This is a genomic window from Georgenia satyanarayanai (assembly GCF_009193135.1).
GTDB lineage: Bacteria > Actinomycetota > Actinomycetes > Actinomycetales > Actinomycetaceae > Oceanitalea > Oceanitalea satyanarayanai.
In genome coordinates this window covers 177475-192743 of the sequence record NZ_VUKC01000003.1, presented here as the reverse complement: position 1 = coordinate 192743, position 15269 = coordinate 177475, and the positions used below count along the sequence as shown (strand labels likewise).

The window sequence follows — 15269 nt, the reverse complement described above, 5'->3', positions numbered from 1 at the left end:
GGGCGTCTCACCGGCCGTCGTCGATGACGATGCTGATCATGTCGCTGCCGCCGGTGAGCTCGAGCAGCTCGGCCAGCTCCCTGTCGACGTCCTCCTGGGTGTAGGGCTCACCGCCCTGGACCATGGAGCTCTCGATCAGGGTGCGCAGGTTGGCGGTCTTGTCACCAGACAGGACCCCGTCGGTGTCGGTGACGTCCACGCCGGGCGAGACCTGGCGAGTGACGTCGCGGGGAGACTCATCGCTGAGCGTCGCGATCGTGACGATGGCGCCTCCGACGACGACCGACGCCGCGACGGTGGCGACCACCGATCGGATCCTGACCAACGCAGAGGCCGTTCCCGGCCGAGGATGTGCCGGTGTGCGGTCTCGGCATGCTGAGGACGCCCACGGGGCCGACACTGGCGGGGCGTGCCACCCGCGTGGCCGGAGAGCCGATCGTCCGACAGTCCAGGAGAACTTATGACCGTTCCCGCCCTCACCCTCAACAACGGCGTCCAGATCCCCCAGGTGGGCTTCGGCGTGTTCCAGGTGCCCGCCGAGGAGACCCAGCGGGCGGTCGAGACCGCCCTCGAGGCGGGCTACCGGCACATCGACACGGCGGCTGCCTACCGCAACGAGGAGGGCGTCGGTGCCGCGTTGCGCGCCGTCGGCCTGCCGCGCGAGGAGGTCTTCGTCACGACGAAGGTCCGCAATAAGGACCACGGCCTGGAGGAGGCCCTCGCCGCCTTCGACGCCTCCAGCCGCGCGCTGGCCCTGGACGTCGTCGACCTCTACCTCATCCACTGGCCGGTGCCGAGCAAGGACCGGTACGTCGAGACCTGGCGCGCCCTCGAGAAGCTCCACGCCGACGGCGCGGTCCGCGCGATCGGGGTGTCGAACTTCCTGCCCGAGCACCTGGACCGGCTGCTCGCCGAGACCGACGTCGTGCCCGTCGTCAACCAGGTCGAGGTGCACCCCGGGTTCCAGAACCGCGCTGTGACCGAGGCGTCCGAGCGCGCCGGGATCGCCGTGGAGGCCTACTCGCCGCTCGGCCGGGGCGCGGCGCTCGACAAGCCGGCGGTCACCCGCGCTGCGCAGGACCTCGGGGTCACGCCGGCCCAGGTGGTGCTGCGCTGGCACCTGCAGCGCGGGCGCATCGTCATCCCCAAGTCCGCCACGCCCGAGCGCATCCGGGAGAACATCGACGTCCTCGGCTTCGAGCTCCACGAGGACCAGCTCGCCGCGGTCGACGCCCTGGACGCCGGTGAGCGCACCGGCGGGGACCCGGCCACGATGGACCTGCCGCAGGACTGAGCCCACGCGGCGCGGCGACGCTAGGCCGTCGCCGCGCCCGCGCCCGCCGGGACGGCGGTCCGTCCGGGGTCCGTCTGCCCGACGGCGGCGAGGAGCCGGTCCATGCCCTCCTGCGGCGGCTGCGGCGGAGTACCACCGAAGGACGGGCAGTGGTCGCGGAAGCTGCACCAGTCGCACAGCCGCGACACGCGCGGGCGGAAGTCCCCGGCCTGCGCCGCGCGGGTGATCGCGCCCCAAATCGACTCGACCTGGTCCTCGGTGGCGAGGAGCTCGTTCTCGGTGGGGTCGAGCGTGAGGACCTGGCCGTCGGCCAGGTAGACGAGCTGGAGGCGGCGCGGCGGGGTACCGGTGAGGCGCCACAGCATGAGGCCGTAGAAGCGCATCTGGAAGAGCGCGTCCGCGGAGTACTGCGGCCGGGGGGAGCGGCCGGTCTTGTAGTCGACCACGCGCACAGCGCCGTCCGGCGCGACGTCCATCCGGTCGACGAAGCCGCGGAGCCTGATGCCCGAGCCGAGCTCGACCTCGAGCAGCTTCTCCCGCTCCGCCGGCTCCAGGCGCTGCGGGTTCTCCACCTGGAAGTACCGCTCGACGAGCTCGCGCGCCGAGACGAGCCACGCCTGCAGCTCCTCCGGGGTCCCGAACATCTCCTCGACCTCGGGCCGCTCGGCGCGCAGCCCCTCCCACGCCGGGGCGAGCAGCTCCACGCCGGCAGCGGGGTTGCGGCGCGCGGCGGGCAGGTCGTAGAGCCGTTCGAGGACGCTGTGGACGAGGGTGCCCTTGACGGCGGCCGGGCTCGGCGGCTCGGGCAGACGGTCGACGAGGCGGAAGCGGAACAGCAGCGGGCACTGCATGAAGTCCTTGGCGCGCGAGGGAGACAGGGCGATCGGGCGCAGCGCCGCCGTCGGGGCGTCCTGCGCGGGAGTCTCGGTGCTGCTCACTGCCATGCCGCCACTGTATGCCGGGGGTCCGACACGGCCGGGGAGGCCCGCGCGCGCTGTGGGCCAGGTCGCGCGGGGACATAAGGTGCAGGAATGGCACGGCTGGGTGAGCGCACGTCCTCGGGCTGGGTGATCGGGCACGTCCGCCGCGTTCCCGTCGTCTTCGCCCCGTCCTGGTTCGTCATGGCGGTCGTCCTGGGCGCCCTCGTGGCACCGACGATCACGCGCGTCGTGCCGGGCGCCGGCACCGCCGCCACCGTCCTGGCCGCCGCGAGCGTCCCGCTCATGCTCCTGCTCGGCGTGCTCGCGCACGAGCTCGCCCACGGCATGGCGGGCCAGGCCGTGGGGTCCCCGCCGCGCGAGTACGTCCTCACCCTGTGGGGCGGACACACCCAGTTCGTCTCCGACATGCGCACCCCCGGTGCGTCCGCGTTCGTCTCCGTCGTCGGTCCTCTCGCCAACGCGGTCCTCGCGGTCGTCTCCTGGGTCGCGATCGGCCAGGTCGACTCGCCGCTAGCCTCGGTCGTGTGGCAGATCGGCGCCCTGAGCAACGCCGTCGTCGCCGTCTTCAACCTGCTGCCCGGCTACCCGCTCGACGGCGGCCGCATCCTCGAGGCGATCGTGTGGAAGGTGACGGGGGACCGGCTCACGGGGACGAGCGTCGCCGGCTGGGGCGGGCGCGTGGTCGCCGTCCTCATCGTCGTCGTCGGCCTGGGCCGTCCGCTCATGGTGGGCCTGCGCCCGACGATCTTCACCGTCCTGTGGGTGGCGCTCCTCACCGGGTACCTGTGGACCGCCTCCAGCCAGGCCGTCAACCTGGCCCGCGCCCGCCGCAACGCCGCGCACATCGACCTGCGGCTCCTCGCCGAGCCCGCCGTCGCGCTCCCCGCCTCCGCCCCCGTCGCCGCCGCCGACGCCGTGGGCCGGCGGCGCGTCGTCCTCCTCGACGACGGCGGGCGCGTCAGCGGCCTCGTCGACCCCTCGGTCCTCGCGCAGGTCCCCCCGTCCGCCCGCCCCACCACGCCGCTGTCCGCCGTCGCCTCCGTGCTCCCGGCCGAGAGCGTCGTCACCGTGCTCACGGGCGCCGACGGCGTGGGAGCCGCCGCCCGCGCCGCCCGCACGAGCCCCGTCGTCGTCCTCGCCGACGGGCGGGCCGGCGTCGTCGGTCTCCTGTCGGTCGCCCGTCTCGAGGAGGCGCTGCGCCGCACCGCGCGGTGAACCGGCCCGCGATGTCGGTGCCCGGTCCTACCCTCCCGTCATGAGGAGGTGGTGACAGTGCCGCACCCGCGGATGTACGACGACGACGATCCCTACCTGGCCCGGCTGCGCCCCCTCGCGCTCGGCTTCCCCGCCGCCACGGAGGTCGAGACCTTCGGGCGTCCCACCTTCCGGGCCCGGAAGATGTTCGCGATCTACGGCGGCGGCACGAAGGGGCCGGCGCAGACCCGCCGGCGCTACGACCACGGCCTCATCGTCCTCCCGGACGGGGAGGAGGAGCTCGCCGCGCTCCACGAGGACCCGCGCGCCTTCGTGCCCGCCTACTACGGACCCTTCGGCTGGGTGGGCATCGACCTCGCCGGCACCCCGCCGGAGGACGTCGACTGGCAGGAGGTCGCCGAGCTCCTCGACGGCTCCTACCGGCAGGTCGCCGGCCCGCGTCTCGTGCGGCGCCTGGACGCGGACGGCGGACCGGCCGGGAGAGGGGGCGCCTGAGGTCTTCCCGGCGGCCCCGCCCGGTGCCACCCTGGAGCCATGTGCCGCAACATCCACCCCCTGCACAACTACGCGCCGCCCGCCACGGAGGACGAGGTCCACGCCGCCGCCCTGCAGTACGTGCGCAAGGTTGCCGGCATGACCAAGCCCTCCCAGGCCAACGCCGAGGCCTTCGAGCACGCGGTCGAGCACGTCGCCGCCGCCACGCGCGAGCTGCTCGACGCGCTCGTCACCCACGCCCCGCCCAAGGACCGGGAGGTCGAGGCCGCCAAGGCCCGTGAGCGCAGCCGGCGCCGCTTCGCCGAGCAGCAGCCTGCCTGATCACGCGAGCCGCGGGCCTGGCCCGCCGGGCGCGCGGGTCACGGCCCGTAGACTCGTCGACCGTGACTTCCGAACCCGCCACCGACCTCCCGCCCGGCCCGGCGCGCCGCCGCGGCCCCCTCGCGATCGGGGAGCGGGTGCAGCTGACCGACCCGAAGGGGCGCCTGCACACGATCACCCTCGACCCGCAGGCGACCTTCCAGACCCACCGCGGCTACCTGCGCCACGACGCGATCATCGGCGGGAGCGAGGGCGTCGTCGTCGCGACCACCGGCGGGGTCGAGTACCTCGTCCTGCGCCCGCTGCTCGCCGACCACGTCCTGTCGATGCCGCGCGGCGCCGCCGTCGTCTACCCCAAGGACGCCGCCCAGATCGTCGCGATGGCGGACATCTTCCCCGGTGCTCGGGTCGTCGAGGCGGGGGTCGGCTCCGGTGCGCTGAGCATGTCGCTGCTCCAGGCCGTCGGGCCGCAGGGGCGGCTGCTGTCGGTCGAACGCCGCGCCGACTTCGCCGAGATCGCCGAGTCCAACGCCCGCGCCTGGTTCGGGGAGGACCACCCCGCCTGGGAGGTCGTCGTCGGTGACCTCGCCGAGGTGCTGCCCACCGCCGTCGAGCCCGGGTCGGTCGACCGCATCGTCCTCGACATGCTCGCCCCCTGGGAGAACCTCGCCGTCGCCGCCGACGCGCTCGCCCCCGGTGGTGTCCTCATCGCCTACGTCGCCTCCACCACCCAGCTCTCCCGCTTCGTCGAGGACGCCAAGGCCACCGAGCAGTTCACCGAGCCGCGCGCGTGGGAGACCCTGCTGCGCGGCTGGCACCTCGAGGGTCTGGCGGTGCGCCCGGACCACCGGATGGTCGGCCACACCGGCTTCCTCGTCACCACCCGGCGCATGGCTCCGGGCGTCACGCCGCCGCTGCGCAAGCGCCGCCCCGCCAAGGGTGCCTACCCGGTGGAGGAGGACTGGGCCGAGGACCTGGGGGAGCGCACCGTCTCGGACAAGAAGCTGCGCCGCGTGCGCCGCGACCAGGACCGTGCCGAGCAGCTGCGCGCCACCGGACAGGGCGGAGACGCAGGACAGAGCGGGGACACCGCGCCGGACGAGGACCAGCCGCCCACCCTCTGACCCGCACCTGCGGCCCCCACGGTCGGTGACCTACCGTGGGGGCGGTGCCGAGCAGGGAAGGGGCCGACATGGCCGAGGCTGGGATGGACGACTTCCGCGTGAACCGTGTGCGCGAGCTGGAGCAGCAGGCGATCAGCCTGGCGACGAAGAACGAGCGCCTCGCCACCGCGCTCCAGGGCGCCCGCGACCAGCTCGCCACCATGCAGGAGCAGCTCGACGCCCTCTCCCGCCCGCCCAGCAGCATCGCCACCGTCCTGTCGGTCCACGTCACCGAGCGCGAGCTCGAGGTCCTGTCCTCCGGCCGCCGCCTGCGGGTGGCCGCCGCACCGTCGCTCCCGCTCGGGGCGCTGCGTCCCGGCCAGCACGTGCGCCTCAACGAGTCGCTCGTCGCCGTCCAGGCCGGTGGCTTCGAGGAGACCGGTGAGCTGGTCGCCGTCAAGGAGGTCGTCGACGACACCCGCGTGCTCGTCGTCGCCCGCGCCGACGACGAGCGCGTCCTGCGCCTCGCGGCGCCGCTCGCCGCCGCCGGCGTGCGCGTGGGGGACACCGTCCTCGCCGACCTGCGCAGCGGCTTCGCGCTCGAGCACGTCGAGCGCTCGGAGGTCGAGGACCTCCTCCTCGAGGAGACGCCCGACGTCGACTACGGCGACATCGGCGGCCTGGGCACCCAGATCGAGCAGATCCGCGACGCCGTCGAGCTGCCCTTCCTCCACCCCGAGCTCTACCGCGAGCACGGCCTCAAGCCGCCCAAGGGCGTCCTCCTGTACGGCCCGCCGGGCTGCGGCAAGACGCTCATCGCCAAGGCCGTGGCCACCTCCCTCGCCAGCGCCGCGGGCCGGGGCGAGGGCCACCACCGCGCCGGCAGCTACTTCATCAACGTCAAGGGCCCCGAGCTCCTCAACAAGTACGTCGGGGAGACCGAGCGCCAGATCCGCGTCATCTTCGCGCGCGCCCGGGAGAAGGCCGCCCTCGGGCTGCCCGTCGTCGTCTTCTTCGACGAGATGGACTCCCTCTTCCGCACCCGCGGCACGGGCGTGTCCAGCGACGTCGAGACGACGATCGTCCCCCAGCTGCTCAGCGAGATCGACGGCGTGGAGAAGCTCGAGAACGTCGTCATCATCGGCGCCTCCAACCGTGAGGACATGATCGACCCCGCGATCCTGCGCCCCGGCCGCCTCGACGTGAAGATCAAGATCGAGCGCCCGGACGCCGACGGCGCGCGGCAGATCCTCGCCAAGTACCTCACCGCCGACCTCCCCATCCACCCCGAGGAGGTCGGGCGTCACGGCGACGCCGGGGGCGCGGTCGCCGCGATGGCGGAGGCCGTCGTCGAGCGCCTGTACTCGACGACGCACGACAACCGCTTCCTCGAGGTCACCTATGCGAGCGGGGACAAGGAGGTGCTCTACTTCAAGGACTTCGCCTCCGGCGCGATGATGGCCAACATCGTCGACCGTGCGAAGAAGGCCGCGATCAAGGACCTCATCGCCACCGGGGAGCGCGGGCTGCGCACCGCCCACCTCCTCGCCGGCTACGCCGCGGAGATGCGCGAGAACGAGGACCTGCCCTCGACGACGAACCCCGACGACTGGGCGCGCGTGGCCGGCAGGAAGGGCGAGCGGATCGTCTTCATGCGCACCCTCGGTGGCTCCGGTCTCACCGACGGGGCCGAGCCGACGCGCGTCGTCGAGACCCGCGACTACCTGTGAGCGGAGCTGGCCGATGACCGTGCGCCGGATGATGGGCATCGAGACCGAGTACGGGGTCCTGCAGCCCGGGCACCCGATGGCCAACCCGATGGCCCTGTCGGCCGCCGTCGTCGTCGCGTACGCGCAGACGGTGGGCGAGGGCGCGACGACGCGGTGGGACTACGAGGGGGAGGACCCGCTCGCCGACGCACGCGGCTTCCGCCTCGACCGCGCCGCCGCGCACCCCGACCAGCTGACCGACTCCCCGGCCGAGCGGGCCGCCACGCTGGGACGCTTCCACCGCCGTCGTCCGGGCGTGGGGGAGCCCACCTCCCCGACGACGTCCCTCGTGCTCACCAACGGGGCGCGGTTGTACGTCGACCACGCGCACCCGGAGTACTCGAGCCCCGAGGTCACCGGCCCGCGCGACGCAGTGCGGTGGGACCGGGCGGGGGAGGAGGTCATGCGCCGCGCCGCCGCCGCGCTGGCCGCCGAGCCCGCGATGCCGGACGTCGCGCTGTACAAGAACAACGTCGACGGCAAGGGCCAGTCCTACGGGACGCACGAGAACTACCTCATGGACCGGTCGGTGCCCTTCGGGGACGTCGTCCGCTACCTCACGCCCTTCCTCGTCACCCGCCAGGTGTTCACCGGCGCGGGCCGGGTCGGCCTGGGGCAGCGCTCGGAGGTGCCGGGCTTCCAGCTCTCCCAGCGGGCCGACTACATCGAGAACGACGTCGGGCTGGAGACGACGTTCAACCGGCCCATCATCAACACCCGCGACGAGCCGCACGCCGACCCCGCGCGCTACCGGCGCCTGCACGTCATCGTCGGGGACGCCAACCTCCTCGAGGTGACGACCTGGCTCAAGCTCGCCACGACCTCGCTCGTGCTGTGGCTGCTCGAGCAGGACGCCGTGCCGCTGGCCCTGGACGCGATGGCGCTGGACGACGCCGTCGCCGAGACGCGGCTCGTCAGCCACGACACGACCCTCACCCACCGGCTGACGCTCGCCGACGGCCGGCAGATGACGGCGCTGGAGATCCAGCGGGTCTACCTCGACGTCGTCCGCGACGCCCTCGGCGACGACGTCGACGACGAGACGCGCGCGGTCCTCGACCGCTGGGACTCCCTGCTCACCCGGCTGGGGGAGGACCCGATGTCCTGCGCCGCGGAGGTCGAGTGGGTGGCCAAGCTCCGGCTGCTCGAGGGCATGCGCCGCCGCGACGGCATCGGCTGGGACGACCCGCGCCTGGCTGCGCTCGACCTCCAGTGGTCCGACGTGCGCCCCGAGCGCAGCATCTACCAGCGCCTGGCCGCATCCGGCGCCGTCGAGCTGCTGGTCAGCGCCGGCGAGGTCGCCGAGGCGGTCCACGCCGCCCCGGTGGACACCCGTGCGTGGTTCCGCGGGGAGACGATCCGCCGCTACGGCGCCGGTGTGGCGGCGGCCGGGTGGGAGTCGGTCGTCCTCGACGTGCCCGGCGAGGAGCACCTGGTGCGCCTGTCGATGGCCGAGCCGGCGCGCGGGAGCCGCGAGCACGTGGGGGAGGCGCTGGACGCCAGCGCCGACGTCGCCACACTCCTCGAGGAGCTGCGCCGCCGGCACGGCTGACGCCCTCGCCGAGCGTTCCTCACTGACTGACGAGGGCGTCGATACGGCGCAGCAGCTGCTCCAGCGCTTCTTCGAACTCCTCGTCGGAGTGGTCGACGGAGAGCTTGGCTCGCAGTCGCGTGATCGTGGGGAACTCCTCCGCGGAGATGTCACTGTGGGTGACGGACGCGTCGCCCTCGTCGATGACCTCCTCGGTGGTGGCCTGGGCGCCGCGTTGCGTGACGGTCAGGAGGAGCTGGCCGAGGAGAAAGCTGGTGAAGGCTCGGTAGGCGGTGACGGCCTGGTCCTCACTGAAGCCTGCCGCTGACAGGGTGGCAAGGAAGTCCTCGACCACGTCGAGGTTGCGCAGCGGGGGGCGGAGCCAGGGGGCGGCGGGGTGGCGAGTGGCCACGAGCGGGAAGACCTGCGGATGGGCGAAGGCAAGGTCACGCACGGTATGAGCTACGCGCTGCAGGTAGGCCTGCCAGCCGCCGTGCGGACCGATGTCCATGTCCGCGGCACGTTCCACCTTGCTGGTGACCTCCTCGACGACTGCCTCGAGGAGGTCCTCACGTCCGTCGACGTACCGGTAGAGGGCCATCGCCTCCACGCCCATGGCGGCGCCGAGCCGGCGCATGCTCAGAGCGTTGAGACCGTCCGCTTCGACGAGCTCGATCGCGGTCGCAACCACGCGGTCGCGGTCCAGGACGCCTCGCCGCTGCCCGTCTGCTGCACCGCTCACAACTCACCTCTCTCCGGCCGCGCGCCGCGCTTCGGATGCACGCGCTTGTCCCAGGCTAGGGGTAAACGGCTGTGCCGCTCGCCGAGGTCTCAGGTCGCGCGGTGGCAGGGCTGCGGTGGACGGCGTCCTCGCGGATCCTTTACGCTATAAATTGTCCATTACGACGTAAACGTCCTGCTCCACACTCAGAGGAGACCTGTGCCGTCAGATGCGTTTGCGTCGGGCTCCGCGGCTGTCCTGGCATCGCCGACCCGGGTCCGCATCGTCCTGGCCGGCGAGCTGGACCTCGCGATCCGATCCGACATCGAGGAGGCCTGCCGCGACGCCAGGCGGTACCGCCTTCCGGTCGATCTCGACGTCCGCAACGTCACCTTCATGGACTCCTCCATCGTGGTGCTCATCTTCTCCCTGGCAGCATCCTCACCACTTCGTGTCATCGGGTCGACCGAGCTCGTGCAGTTCCTCTTCGACGTCACCGGTCTGGCCGCCCGGGTGGAGATGCTCGAGGAGGATCCGGGCTTCCCCTCGACCTGACGGCACTGTCGGGCGAGGGGACCGACCTCCGGCTCGGTGGCTACCGCAGCCCGAGGAGACGCGCGCCGACGGCGTCGTTGAGGCGGGTGGGCAGGATCGCGTTCATGGTGACCATCGCGGTGGCCTGGGACCCGGCCGTGTAGCGGGACCGGGGTCGGCGGGCGGTGAGCGCCCGTTGCACGACGCGGGCGACGACGTCGGGCGGCACGGTCCGAGTCTGGAGCGCACCGACGAGCCTGAGCATGCCGCTGATGTGCTGGGCGTACAGCTCGCGGTGGGCGCTGGCCATCCCGTCCTCCATGGCGGCGAGCATCGCGTGGATCTCGCGCCACGGGCCGGTGTCCGTCGGACCCGGTTCGACGACGGACACCGCGATGTGCCAGGGCCGCAGCTCGACCCGCAGCACGTTGGCGAGTGTCTCGAGCGCGGCCTTGGACGCGCAGTAGGCACCTTCCATGGTCACCGGGGCCCGGGCGCCCGTCGAGGAGATGAAGACGATCCGACCGGCGGCGGCGCGGACCTGTGGGAGCACCGCCTGGGTGACGGCCACCTGCCCGAAGAGGTTGACCTCGAACTGGCGGCGAAAGTCGGCAACGGTGACGGCCTCGACAGGGCCCAGCACGCCGATGCCCGCGTTGTTCACCACGGCGTCCAGCTCCTCCGGCAGCTGGTCGGCCAGCGCGGCGACCTGCGCCTCGTCCGTGATGTCGAGCTGGACCGCCGTGACCTTCCCGTCAAGGGCGCCGAGGCGCTCCCGGCCCGCGACGTCGCGGACCCCGGCGAAGACTGACCAACCGGCGCGAGCGAGGCGCAGAGCGGTGGCCTCTCCGATCCCGCGGCCCGCGCCGGTGACGAGCACTGACGGCATGGTGACCGCCTCCCTGGAAGTCGTCGCCCGGTGTGCCCCATACTACGCGCGTAGTGGGTCGGCCGTCACTACTTCTATAGTGACCGGATGATGTCGTCGCGAGAGCGCGCTCTGAGCGCCGCCATCGAGCTGCTCGGCACCCAGGGGCTCAGGGCGCTGACGCACCGCCGGATCGACGAGCGGGCGCAGCTTCCTCAGGGGTCGACGTCCAACTACTTCCGGACGCGCGAGGCACTGTTCAGCGGGGTGGCCGAGGCGATCCTCGAGCGGGAGCTCGCGGGGATGGGCGCCACGTTCGCCCCTCGGTCGGCGGAGGACCTCGTCGACGCCCTGGTCGCGCTCCTCGACCGCACGACCGAGGACCAGCGGGTCCAGACCACGGCGAGGCTCGTCCTCTTCATGGAGGCCAGCCACGATCCCGCGCTGCGCCGGACGCTCGGCGCGGGACGCACGGTCCTGGAGGCCGCCCTCACGGAGGCACTTCGCACGCTCGGTGCGAGCGATCCCGGCGCGTCCGCCCGAGCTGTCATGGCGTGCGCGGAGGGGTTGATCCTGCACCGAGTCGCTCGTCACGACGACGCCGACGTCCGGCCCGTCGTCGAGCTCGTCGTCCGCGCCTCGCTCAGCTGACGTGGACCGTGCGTGCGTGGGGATCTGAACAGCAGCCGCCTGCTGGCAACGGAACCTAGCGCGCGGCGGCCCGCTGGTACTGCCTCACGGTGAGCGGCACGAAGATGACGAGGATGACAAGACCCCACGCGACGGTGTAAGGCACCGGGTTCTGCAGGGCCCAGCCACTGGGTTCGGGCGTTCCCGCGGGGAGGTTGCCGAACAGCTCGCGCGTTGCCTGAGTGACCGTCGACACGGGGTTCCAGCTCGCGAACCACCGCAGCGGGCCCGGGAAGCTCTCCAACGGCACGAAGGTGTTCGCGATGAAGGTCAGCGGGAAGATGACGATGAACGTCACGTTGCTGAACACTTCGGGGGTACGTACGAGGAGTCCGAAGAACGCCATGACCCAGCTGATGCAGTAGGCGAAGAACAGGAGCAAGGCGTACCCCAGCAGCGCCTCGCCGACCGAGGTGTAGATGCGCCAACCGATCGCCAGGCTCGTCAGCGACATGATGATGATCGTCAGCACGTTGTTGACGACGTCGGCCGTCGTGCGCCCGACGAGCACGGCGGACGGCGCCATGGGCAAGGACCGAAATCTGTCGATGATCCCGGTCTTGAGATCTTGTGCCATGCCAGCGCCGGTGATCGTGGCGCCGAAGATGACCGTCTGGGCGAAGATGCCGGCGATGAGGAACTCGCGGTAGGCGTCCGGGTCCACCTGGCCACCGAGGGAGATCGCCCCGCCGAACACGAACGCGAACAACAGGATGAACATGATCGGGCTGACGATGGAGCCCACAAGAAGGTCCGGCACGCGCTTGATCTTGATCAGGTTGCGCCGGGCGACGGTCCAGCCGTCGCCGACCGCCTGGAGAGGGCTGGCGGAGGCGACCGGGCGCGGCTGCGGCGTCGCGCCGCTCGTGTCCTGGCCCGAGGACGACGGCGAACTCATGTCACCGCTCCCGAGTTCTCGTCATCCGCCGCCGCATGGCCGGTCAAGGTAAGAAACACGTCGTCCAGGGTCGGACGCCGGATGCCCGCGTCGAGTATTCCTACGCGGGCGTCGTCGAGAGCCCTCAGCGCCTCCACGAGCATGGTGACCCCGCCGCTGACGGGCGCCGCGAGGGTTCGGGTGTGCTCGTCGACGCCGACCTCACGCCCTGTGAGGCGATGCAGGACCTCCCGTGCCAGCTCCAGGTCCGCGGAGCCGGAGACGGCCACTTCGATCCGCTCGCCCCCCACCTGTTCCTTGAGGTGGTCCGCAGTGCCCTCGGCGATCACCTTGCCGCGGTCGATAACGGCGATCCTGTCCGCGACCCGGTCTGCCTCCTCCAGGTACTGCGTCGTCAGTAGCAGCGTGGTCCCACCGGAGACGAGCTCGGTGATGACGTCCCACATGCCCAGACGGCTGCGCGGGTCCAGCCCGGTCGTCGGCTCGTCGAGGAAGAGCACTTCGGGCATCGCGACAAGAGCGCCAGCGAGGTCGAGGCGGCGGCGCATGCCGCCGGAGTAGGTGCCGACGGGGCGCTTCGCCGCCTCGGTGAGCTCGAAGCGGTCGAGGAGCTCCCAGGCCCGCTGCCGGGACGCTCGGGCGCCCAGGTGGTAGAGCCGGCCCACCATGTCGAGATTCTCATACCCCGTGAGGTTCTCGTCGACCGCCGCGTACTGCCCGGACACGCCGATACGGGAGCGCAGCTGTTTCGCGTCACCCACCACGTCGAGGCCGGCGACCGTCGCCCGTCCCTCGGTAGGACGCAGAAGTGTGGTCAGCACCCGGACGGCGGTGGTCTTGCCCGCACCATTGGGACCGAGGAGCCCGAGAACGGTTCCCTGCTGCACGCGCAGGTCCAGGCCGTCGAGGGCCCTCACCTTGCCGTAGGTCTTGACCAGTCCTTCGGCGACGATGATGTCGTTCATACGATCGACCCCTCCCACATCCGACAGACCTACGCCGTGGTGCGGCATGCCGGCCACCCTGAAGCTGTTTCCGCTCGGGTCAGCGGAGGCTGGCGCGAGGTACCCCGTCGGACGCTCTGTCGTCACTGCCCACCGGCGTGCTGGTGGCTCCTTGATCAGTGGCTCCTTGATCATAGGATGCGACGAGGTCGGGCGCTCCGAAAGGACCTCGACCGTGACCTTCGCTCGCGCGGTTGCGCCGCTGGGCGGCGCCTCCTCGCCCGGGGCTCCGCCAGCCGGTCGCGCTGCTCGCACCGGGGACGATGCGAACTAGGATCGTGAGGTAGTCGAGAAGGAGGCAGCCACCATGGCCCGTCAGGAGCAGCAGCGCCGGAGCGAGCGCGAGCCGGAGGAGCCGACGCCGCCGCCGCTGCCCGGCCCCACCGGCACGGGCGCGCAGGCGCAGAGCGCCGAGCTGGACGACCTCCTCGGGGAGATCGACTCCGTCCTCGAGACGAACGCCGAGTCCTTCGTGCGCGGGTTCGTGCAGAAGGGTGGGCAGTGAGTCTCGCTCCCCGCATCGTCGGCATCGAGACCGAGTACGGCATCACCGTCGCCGGCGCCCGCCGTCCGGAGAGCGGCCCGCCGATCGGCGCCGACGAGGCCGCCCGCTACCTCTTCCGCAAGGTCGTCGAGTGGGGCCGCTCGTCCAACGTCTTCCTCCGCAACGGCGGCCGGCTCTACCTCGACGTCGGCTCCCACCCCGAGTACGCGACGGCGGAGTGCGACGACGTGCGCGACGTCGTCGTCCAGGACCGTGCCGGTGAGGCGATCCTCATCGACCTGGCCGAGGACGCGACCGCGCGCCTGGCCGAGGACGGCGTCGGCGGCCGCGTCCACCTCCTGAAGAACAACGTCGACTCCGAGGGCAACGCCTTCGGCTGCCACGAGAACTACCTCCTGCGCCGGCGCCGCGACTTCCAGCGGACCGTCGACCAGCTCGTCCCCTTCTTCGTCACCCGCCAGATCCTCACCGGCGCCGGGGCGGTGCGGCAGACCGCCAGCGGAGCCGCGTACTGCTTCTCCCAGCGCTCGGAGCACCTGTGGGACGCGATGAGCTCGGCGACCACCCGCTCGCGGCCCATCATCAACTCCCGCGACGAGCCGCACGGCGACCCGGACCTCTACCGCCGCCTCCACGTCATCTCCGGGGACTCCTCCGTCGCCGAGACGACGACGCTCCTCAAGCTCGGCATGACCGCCCTGCTGCTCGACCTCGTCGAGTCGGGTGGGCGGCTGGACGACCTCCTGCTCGTCGACCCGATGCGGGCGATCCGCGACGTCTCCCGCGACCTCACCGCCACGACCCCGCTCGAGCTGGTCTCCGGACGGCGTCGCAGCGCCCTGGAGATGCAGGAGGAGTACCTCGAGCGCGTCCTCGCGCACACCTCCGGCATGACCCTGCGCCCCGTCGAGCAGCAGGTGCTCGAGCTGTGGGAGCGCGGGCTGCGCGCTCTCCGCACCGGCGACCACTCCCTCGTCGACACCGAGCTCGACTGGGCCATCAAGGAGCGGCTCGTCGAGCGCTACCGCACCGGCAGCGGCGCCGGCCTCGCCGACGTCCGCATCCAGCGCCTCCTCCTCGCCTACCACGACATCTCGCCCACCGACGGCCTGGCCGACAAGCTCCGCGCCCGCGGGCTCATGGCCCGCGTCGCCACCGACGAGGAGATCGCCGCCGCGCGGACCACCCCGCCGCAGACCACCCGCGCCAAGCTCCGCGGGGACTTCGTCGCCGCCGCCCAGGAGCGCCGCCGCGACCACACCGTCGACTGGGTGCACCTCAAGCTCAACGACGCCACCCAGCACACCGTCCTGTGCAAGGACCCCTTCGCGAGCAGCGACGAGCGCGTCGCCGCCCTCATCGCCGCGATGGGGGCCTGAC

17 protein-coding genes are annotated in these 15269 nt (G+C 72.2%); 11 read left to right on the top strand and 6 right to left on the bottom strand.

The window, feature by feature from the left end; translation table 11 throughout:
• Positions 1 to 7: 7 nt before the first annotated feature.
• Positions 8 to 307, bottom strand: coding sequence for a hypothetical protein (locus GD632_RS05825; RefSeq protein WP_152189753.1), 300 nt, complete (start codon positions 305 to 307; stop codon positions 8 to 10).
• 153 nt (positions 308 to 460) lie between these two features.
• On the opposite strand from GD632_RS05825, the gene GD632_RS05820 reads away from it, so the two are divergent.
• On the top strand, positions 461 to 1294 hold the full coding sequence (locus tag GD632_RS05820) for an aldo/keto reductase (RefSeq protein ID WP_152189751.1): 834 nt from the start codon (positions 461 to 463) through the stop codon (positions 1292 to 1294).
• A 20-nt stretch (positions 1295 to 1314) separates the two neighbouring features.
• On the opposite strand, the gene GD632_RS05815 is transcribed toward GD632_RS05820, so the two are convergent.
• The gene (locus GD632_RS05815; protein ID WP_152189749.1) at positions 1315 to 2238 is read right to left on the bottom strand and encodes a RecB family exonuclease; all 924 of its coding nucleotides are present in this window, start codon (positions 2236 to 2238) and stop codon (positions 1315 to 1317) included.
• Positions 2239 to 2325: 87 nt separating this feature from the next.
• Between GD632_RS05815 and GD632_RS05810 the strand changes: the two genes are divergently transcribed.
• The 6 genes from GD632_RS05810 (at position 2326) to dop (ending at position 8690) form a co-directional block, all read left to right on the top strand.
• On the top strand, positions 2326 to 3450 hold the full coding sequence (locus GD632_RS05810) for a site-2 protease family protein (protein ID WP_152189747.1): 1125 nt from the start codon (positions 2326 to 2328) through the stop codon (positions 3448 to 3450).
• A 57-nt stretch (positions 3451 to 3507) separates the two neighbouring features.
• Positions 3508 to 3945, top strand: a complete 438-nt coding sequence (locus tag GD632_RS05805; protein WP_152190143.1) for an MmcQ/YjbR family DNA-binding protein — start codon at positions 3508 to 3510, stop codon at positions 3943 to 3945.
• Between the two features lie 39 nt (positions 3946 to 3984).
• A complete protein-coding gene (locus GD632_RS05800; RefSeq protein ID WP_152189744.1) occupies positions 3985 to 4266 on the top strand; it encodes a DUF2277 domain-containing protein in 282 nt (93 codons plus the stop codon).
• A gap of 62 nt (positions 4267 to 4328) precedes the next feature.
• Positions 4329 to 5390, top strand: coding sequence for a tRNA (adenine-N1)-methyltransferase (locus GD632_RS05795; RefSeq protein WP_226924645.1), 1062 nt, complete (start codon positions 4329 to 4331; stop codon positions 5388 to 5390).
• A 68-nt stretch (positions 5391 to 5458) separates the two neighbouring features.
• Positions 5459 to 7099, top strand: coding sequence for a proteasome ATPase (arc, locus tag GD632_RS05790; RefSeq protein WP_193311359.1), 1641 nt, complete (start codon positions 5459 to 5461; stop codon positions 7097 to 7099).
• Between the two features lie 13 nt (positions 7100 to 7112).
• Positions 7113 to 8690, top strand: a complete 1578-nt coding sequence (gene dop / locus GD632_RS05785; RefSeq protein WP_152189741.1) for a depupylase/deamidase Dop — start codon at positions 7113 to 7115, stop codon at positions 8688 to 8690.
• A 19-nt stretch (positions 8691 to 8709) separates the two neighbouring features.
• Here dop and GD632_RS05780 read toward each other — a convergent pair whose 3' ends face one another.
• Entirely contained in the window at positions 8710 to 9411 is a 702-nt protein-coding gene (locus GD632_RS05780; protein WP_152189739.1) for a TetR/AcrR family transcriptional regulator, read from the bottom strand.
• Between the two features lie 198 nt (positions 9412 to 9609).
• Here GD632_RS05780 and GD632_RS05775 point away from each other — a divergent pair, with 198 nt between their 5' ends.
• Positions 9610 to 9945: an STAS domain-containing protein gene (locus tag GD632_RS05775; RefSeq protein WP_193311358.1), complete on the top strand. Its 336-nt coding sequence runs from the start codon at positions 9610 to 9612 to the stop codon at positions 9943 to 9945.
• 40 nt (positions 9946 to 9985) lie between these two features.
• On the opposite strand, the gene GD632_RS05770 is transcribed toward GD632_RS05775, so the two are convergent.
• Positions 9986 to 10813 (bottom strand): SDR family oxidoreductase, encoded by an 828-nt coding sequence (locus GD632_RS05770; RefSeq protein WP_152189734.1) that lies wholly within the window; start codon positions 10811 to 10813, stop codon positions 9986 to 9988.
• A gap of 87 nt (positions 10814 to 10900) precedes the next feature.
• Between GD632_RS05770 and GD632_RS05765 the strand changes: the two genes are divergently transcribed.
• The gene (locus GD632_RS05765; protein ID WP_152189732.1) at positions 10901 to 11443 is read left to right on the top strand and encodes a TetR/AcrR family transcriptional regulator; all 543 of its coding nucleotides are present in this window, start codon (positions 10901 to 10903) and stop codon (positions 11441 to 11443) included.
• Between the two features lie 55 nt (positions 11444 to 11498).
• On the opposite strand, the gene GD632_RS05760 is transcribed toward GD632_RS05765, so the two are convergent.
• Both GD632_RS05760 and GD632_RS05755 read right to left on the bottom strand, forming a co-directional pair.
• Positions 11499 to 12380, bottom strand: a complete 882-nt coding sequence (locus tag GD632_RS05760) for an ABC transporter permease (RefSeq protein ID WP_152189730.1) — start codon at positions 12378 to 12380, stop codon at positions 11499 to 11501.
• Positions 12377 to 13345, bottom strand: coding sequence for an ATP-binding cassette domain-containing protein (locus tag GD632_RS05755; RefSeq protein WP_152189728.1), 969 nt, complete (start codon positions 13343 to 13345; stop codon positions 12377 to 12379). Before GD632_RS05755 ends, GD632_RS05760 begins: the two co-directional genes overlap by 4 nt.
• 346 nt (positions 13346 to 13691) lie before the next feature.
• Between GD632_RS05755 and GD632_RS05750 the strand changes: the two genes are divergently transcribed.
• Both GD632_RS05750 and pafA read left to right on the top strand, forming a co-directional pair.
• Positions 13692 to 13889, top strand: a complete 198-nt coding sequence (locus GD632_RS05750) for a ubiquitin-like protein Pup (RefSeq protein ID WP_152189726.1) — start codon at positions 13692 to 13694, stop codon at positions 13887 to 13889.
• On the top strand, positions 13886 to 15268 hold the full coding sequence (gene pafA, locus GD632_RS05745; RefSeq protein ID WP_152189724.1) for a Pup--protein ligase: 1383 nt from the start codon (positions 13886 to 13888) through the stop codon (positions 15266 to 15268). Before GD632_RS05750 ends, pafA begins: the two co-directional genes overlap by 4 nt.
• Position 15269 lies beyond the last annotated feature (1 nt).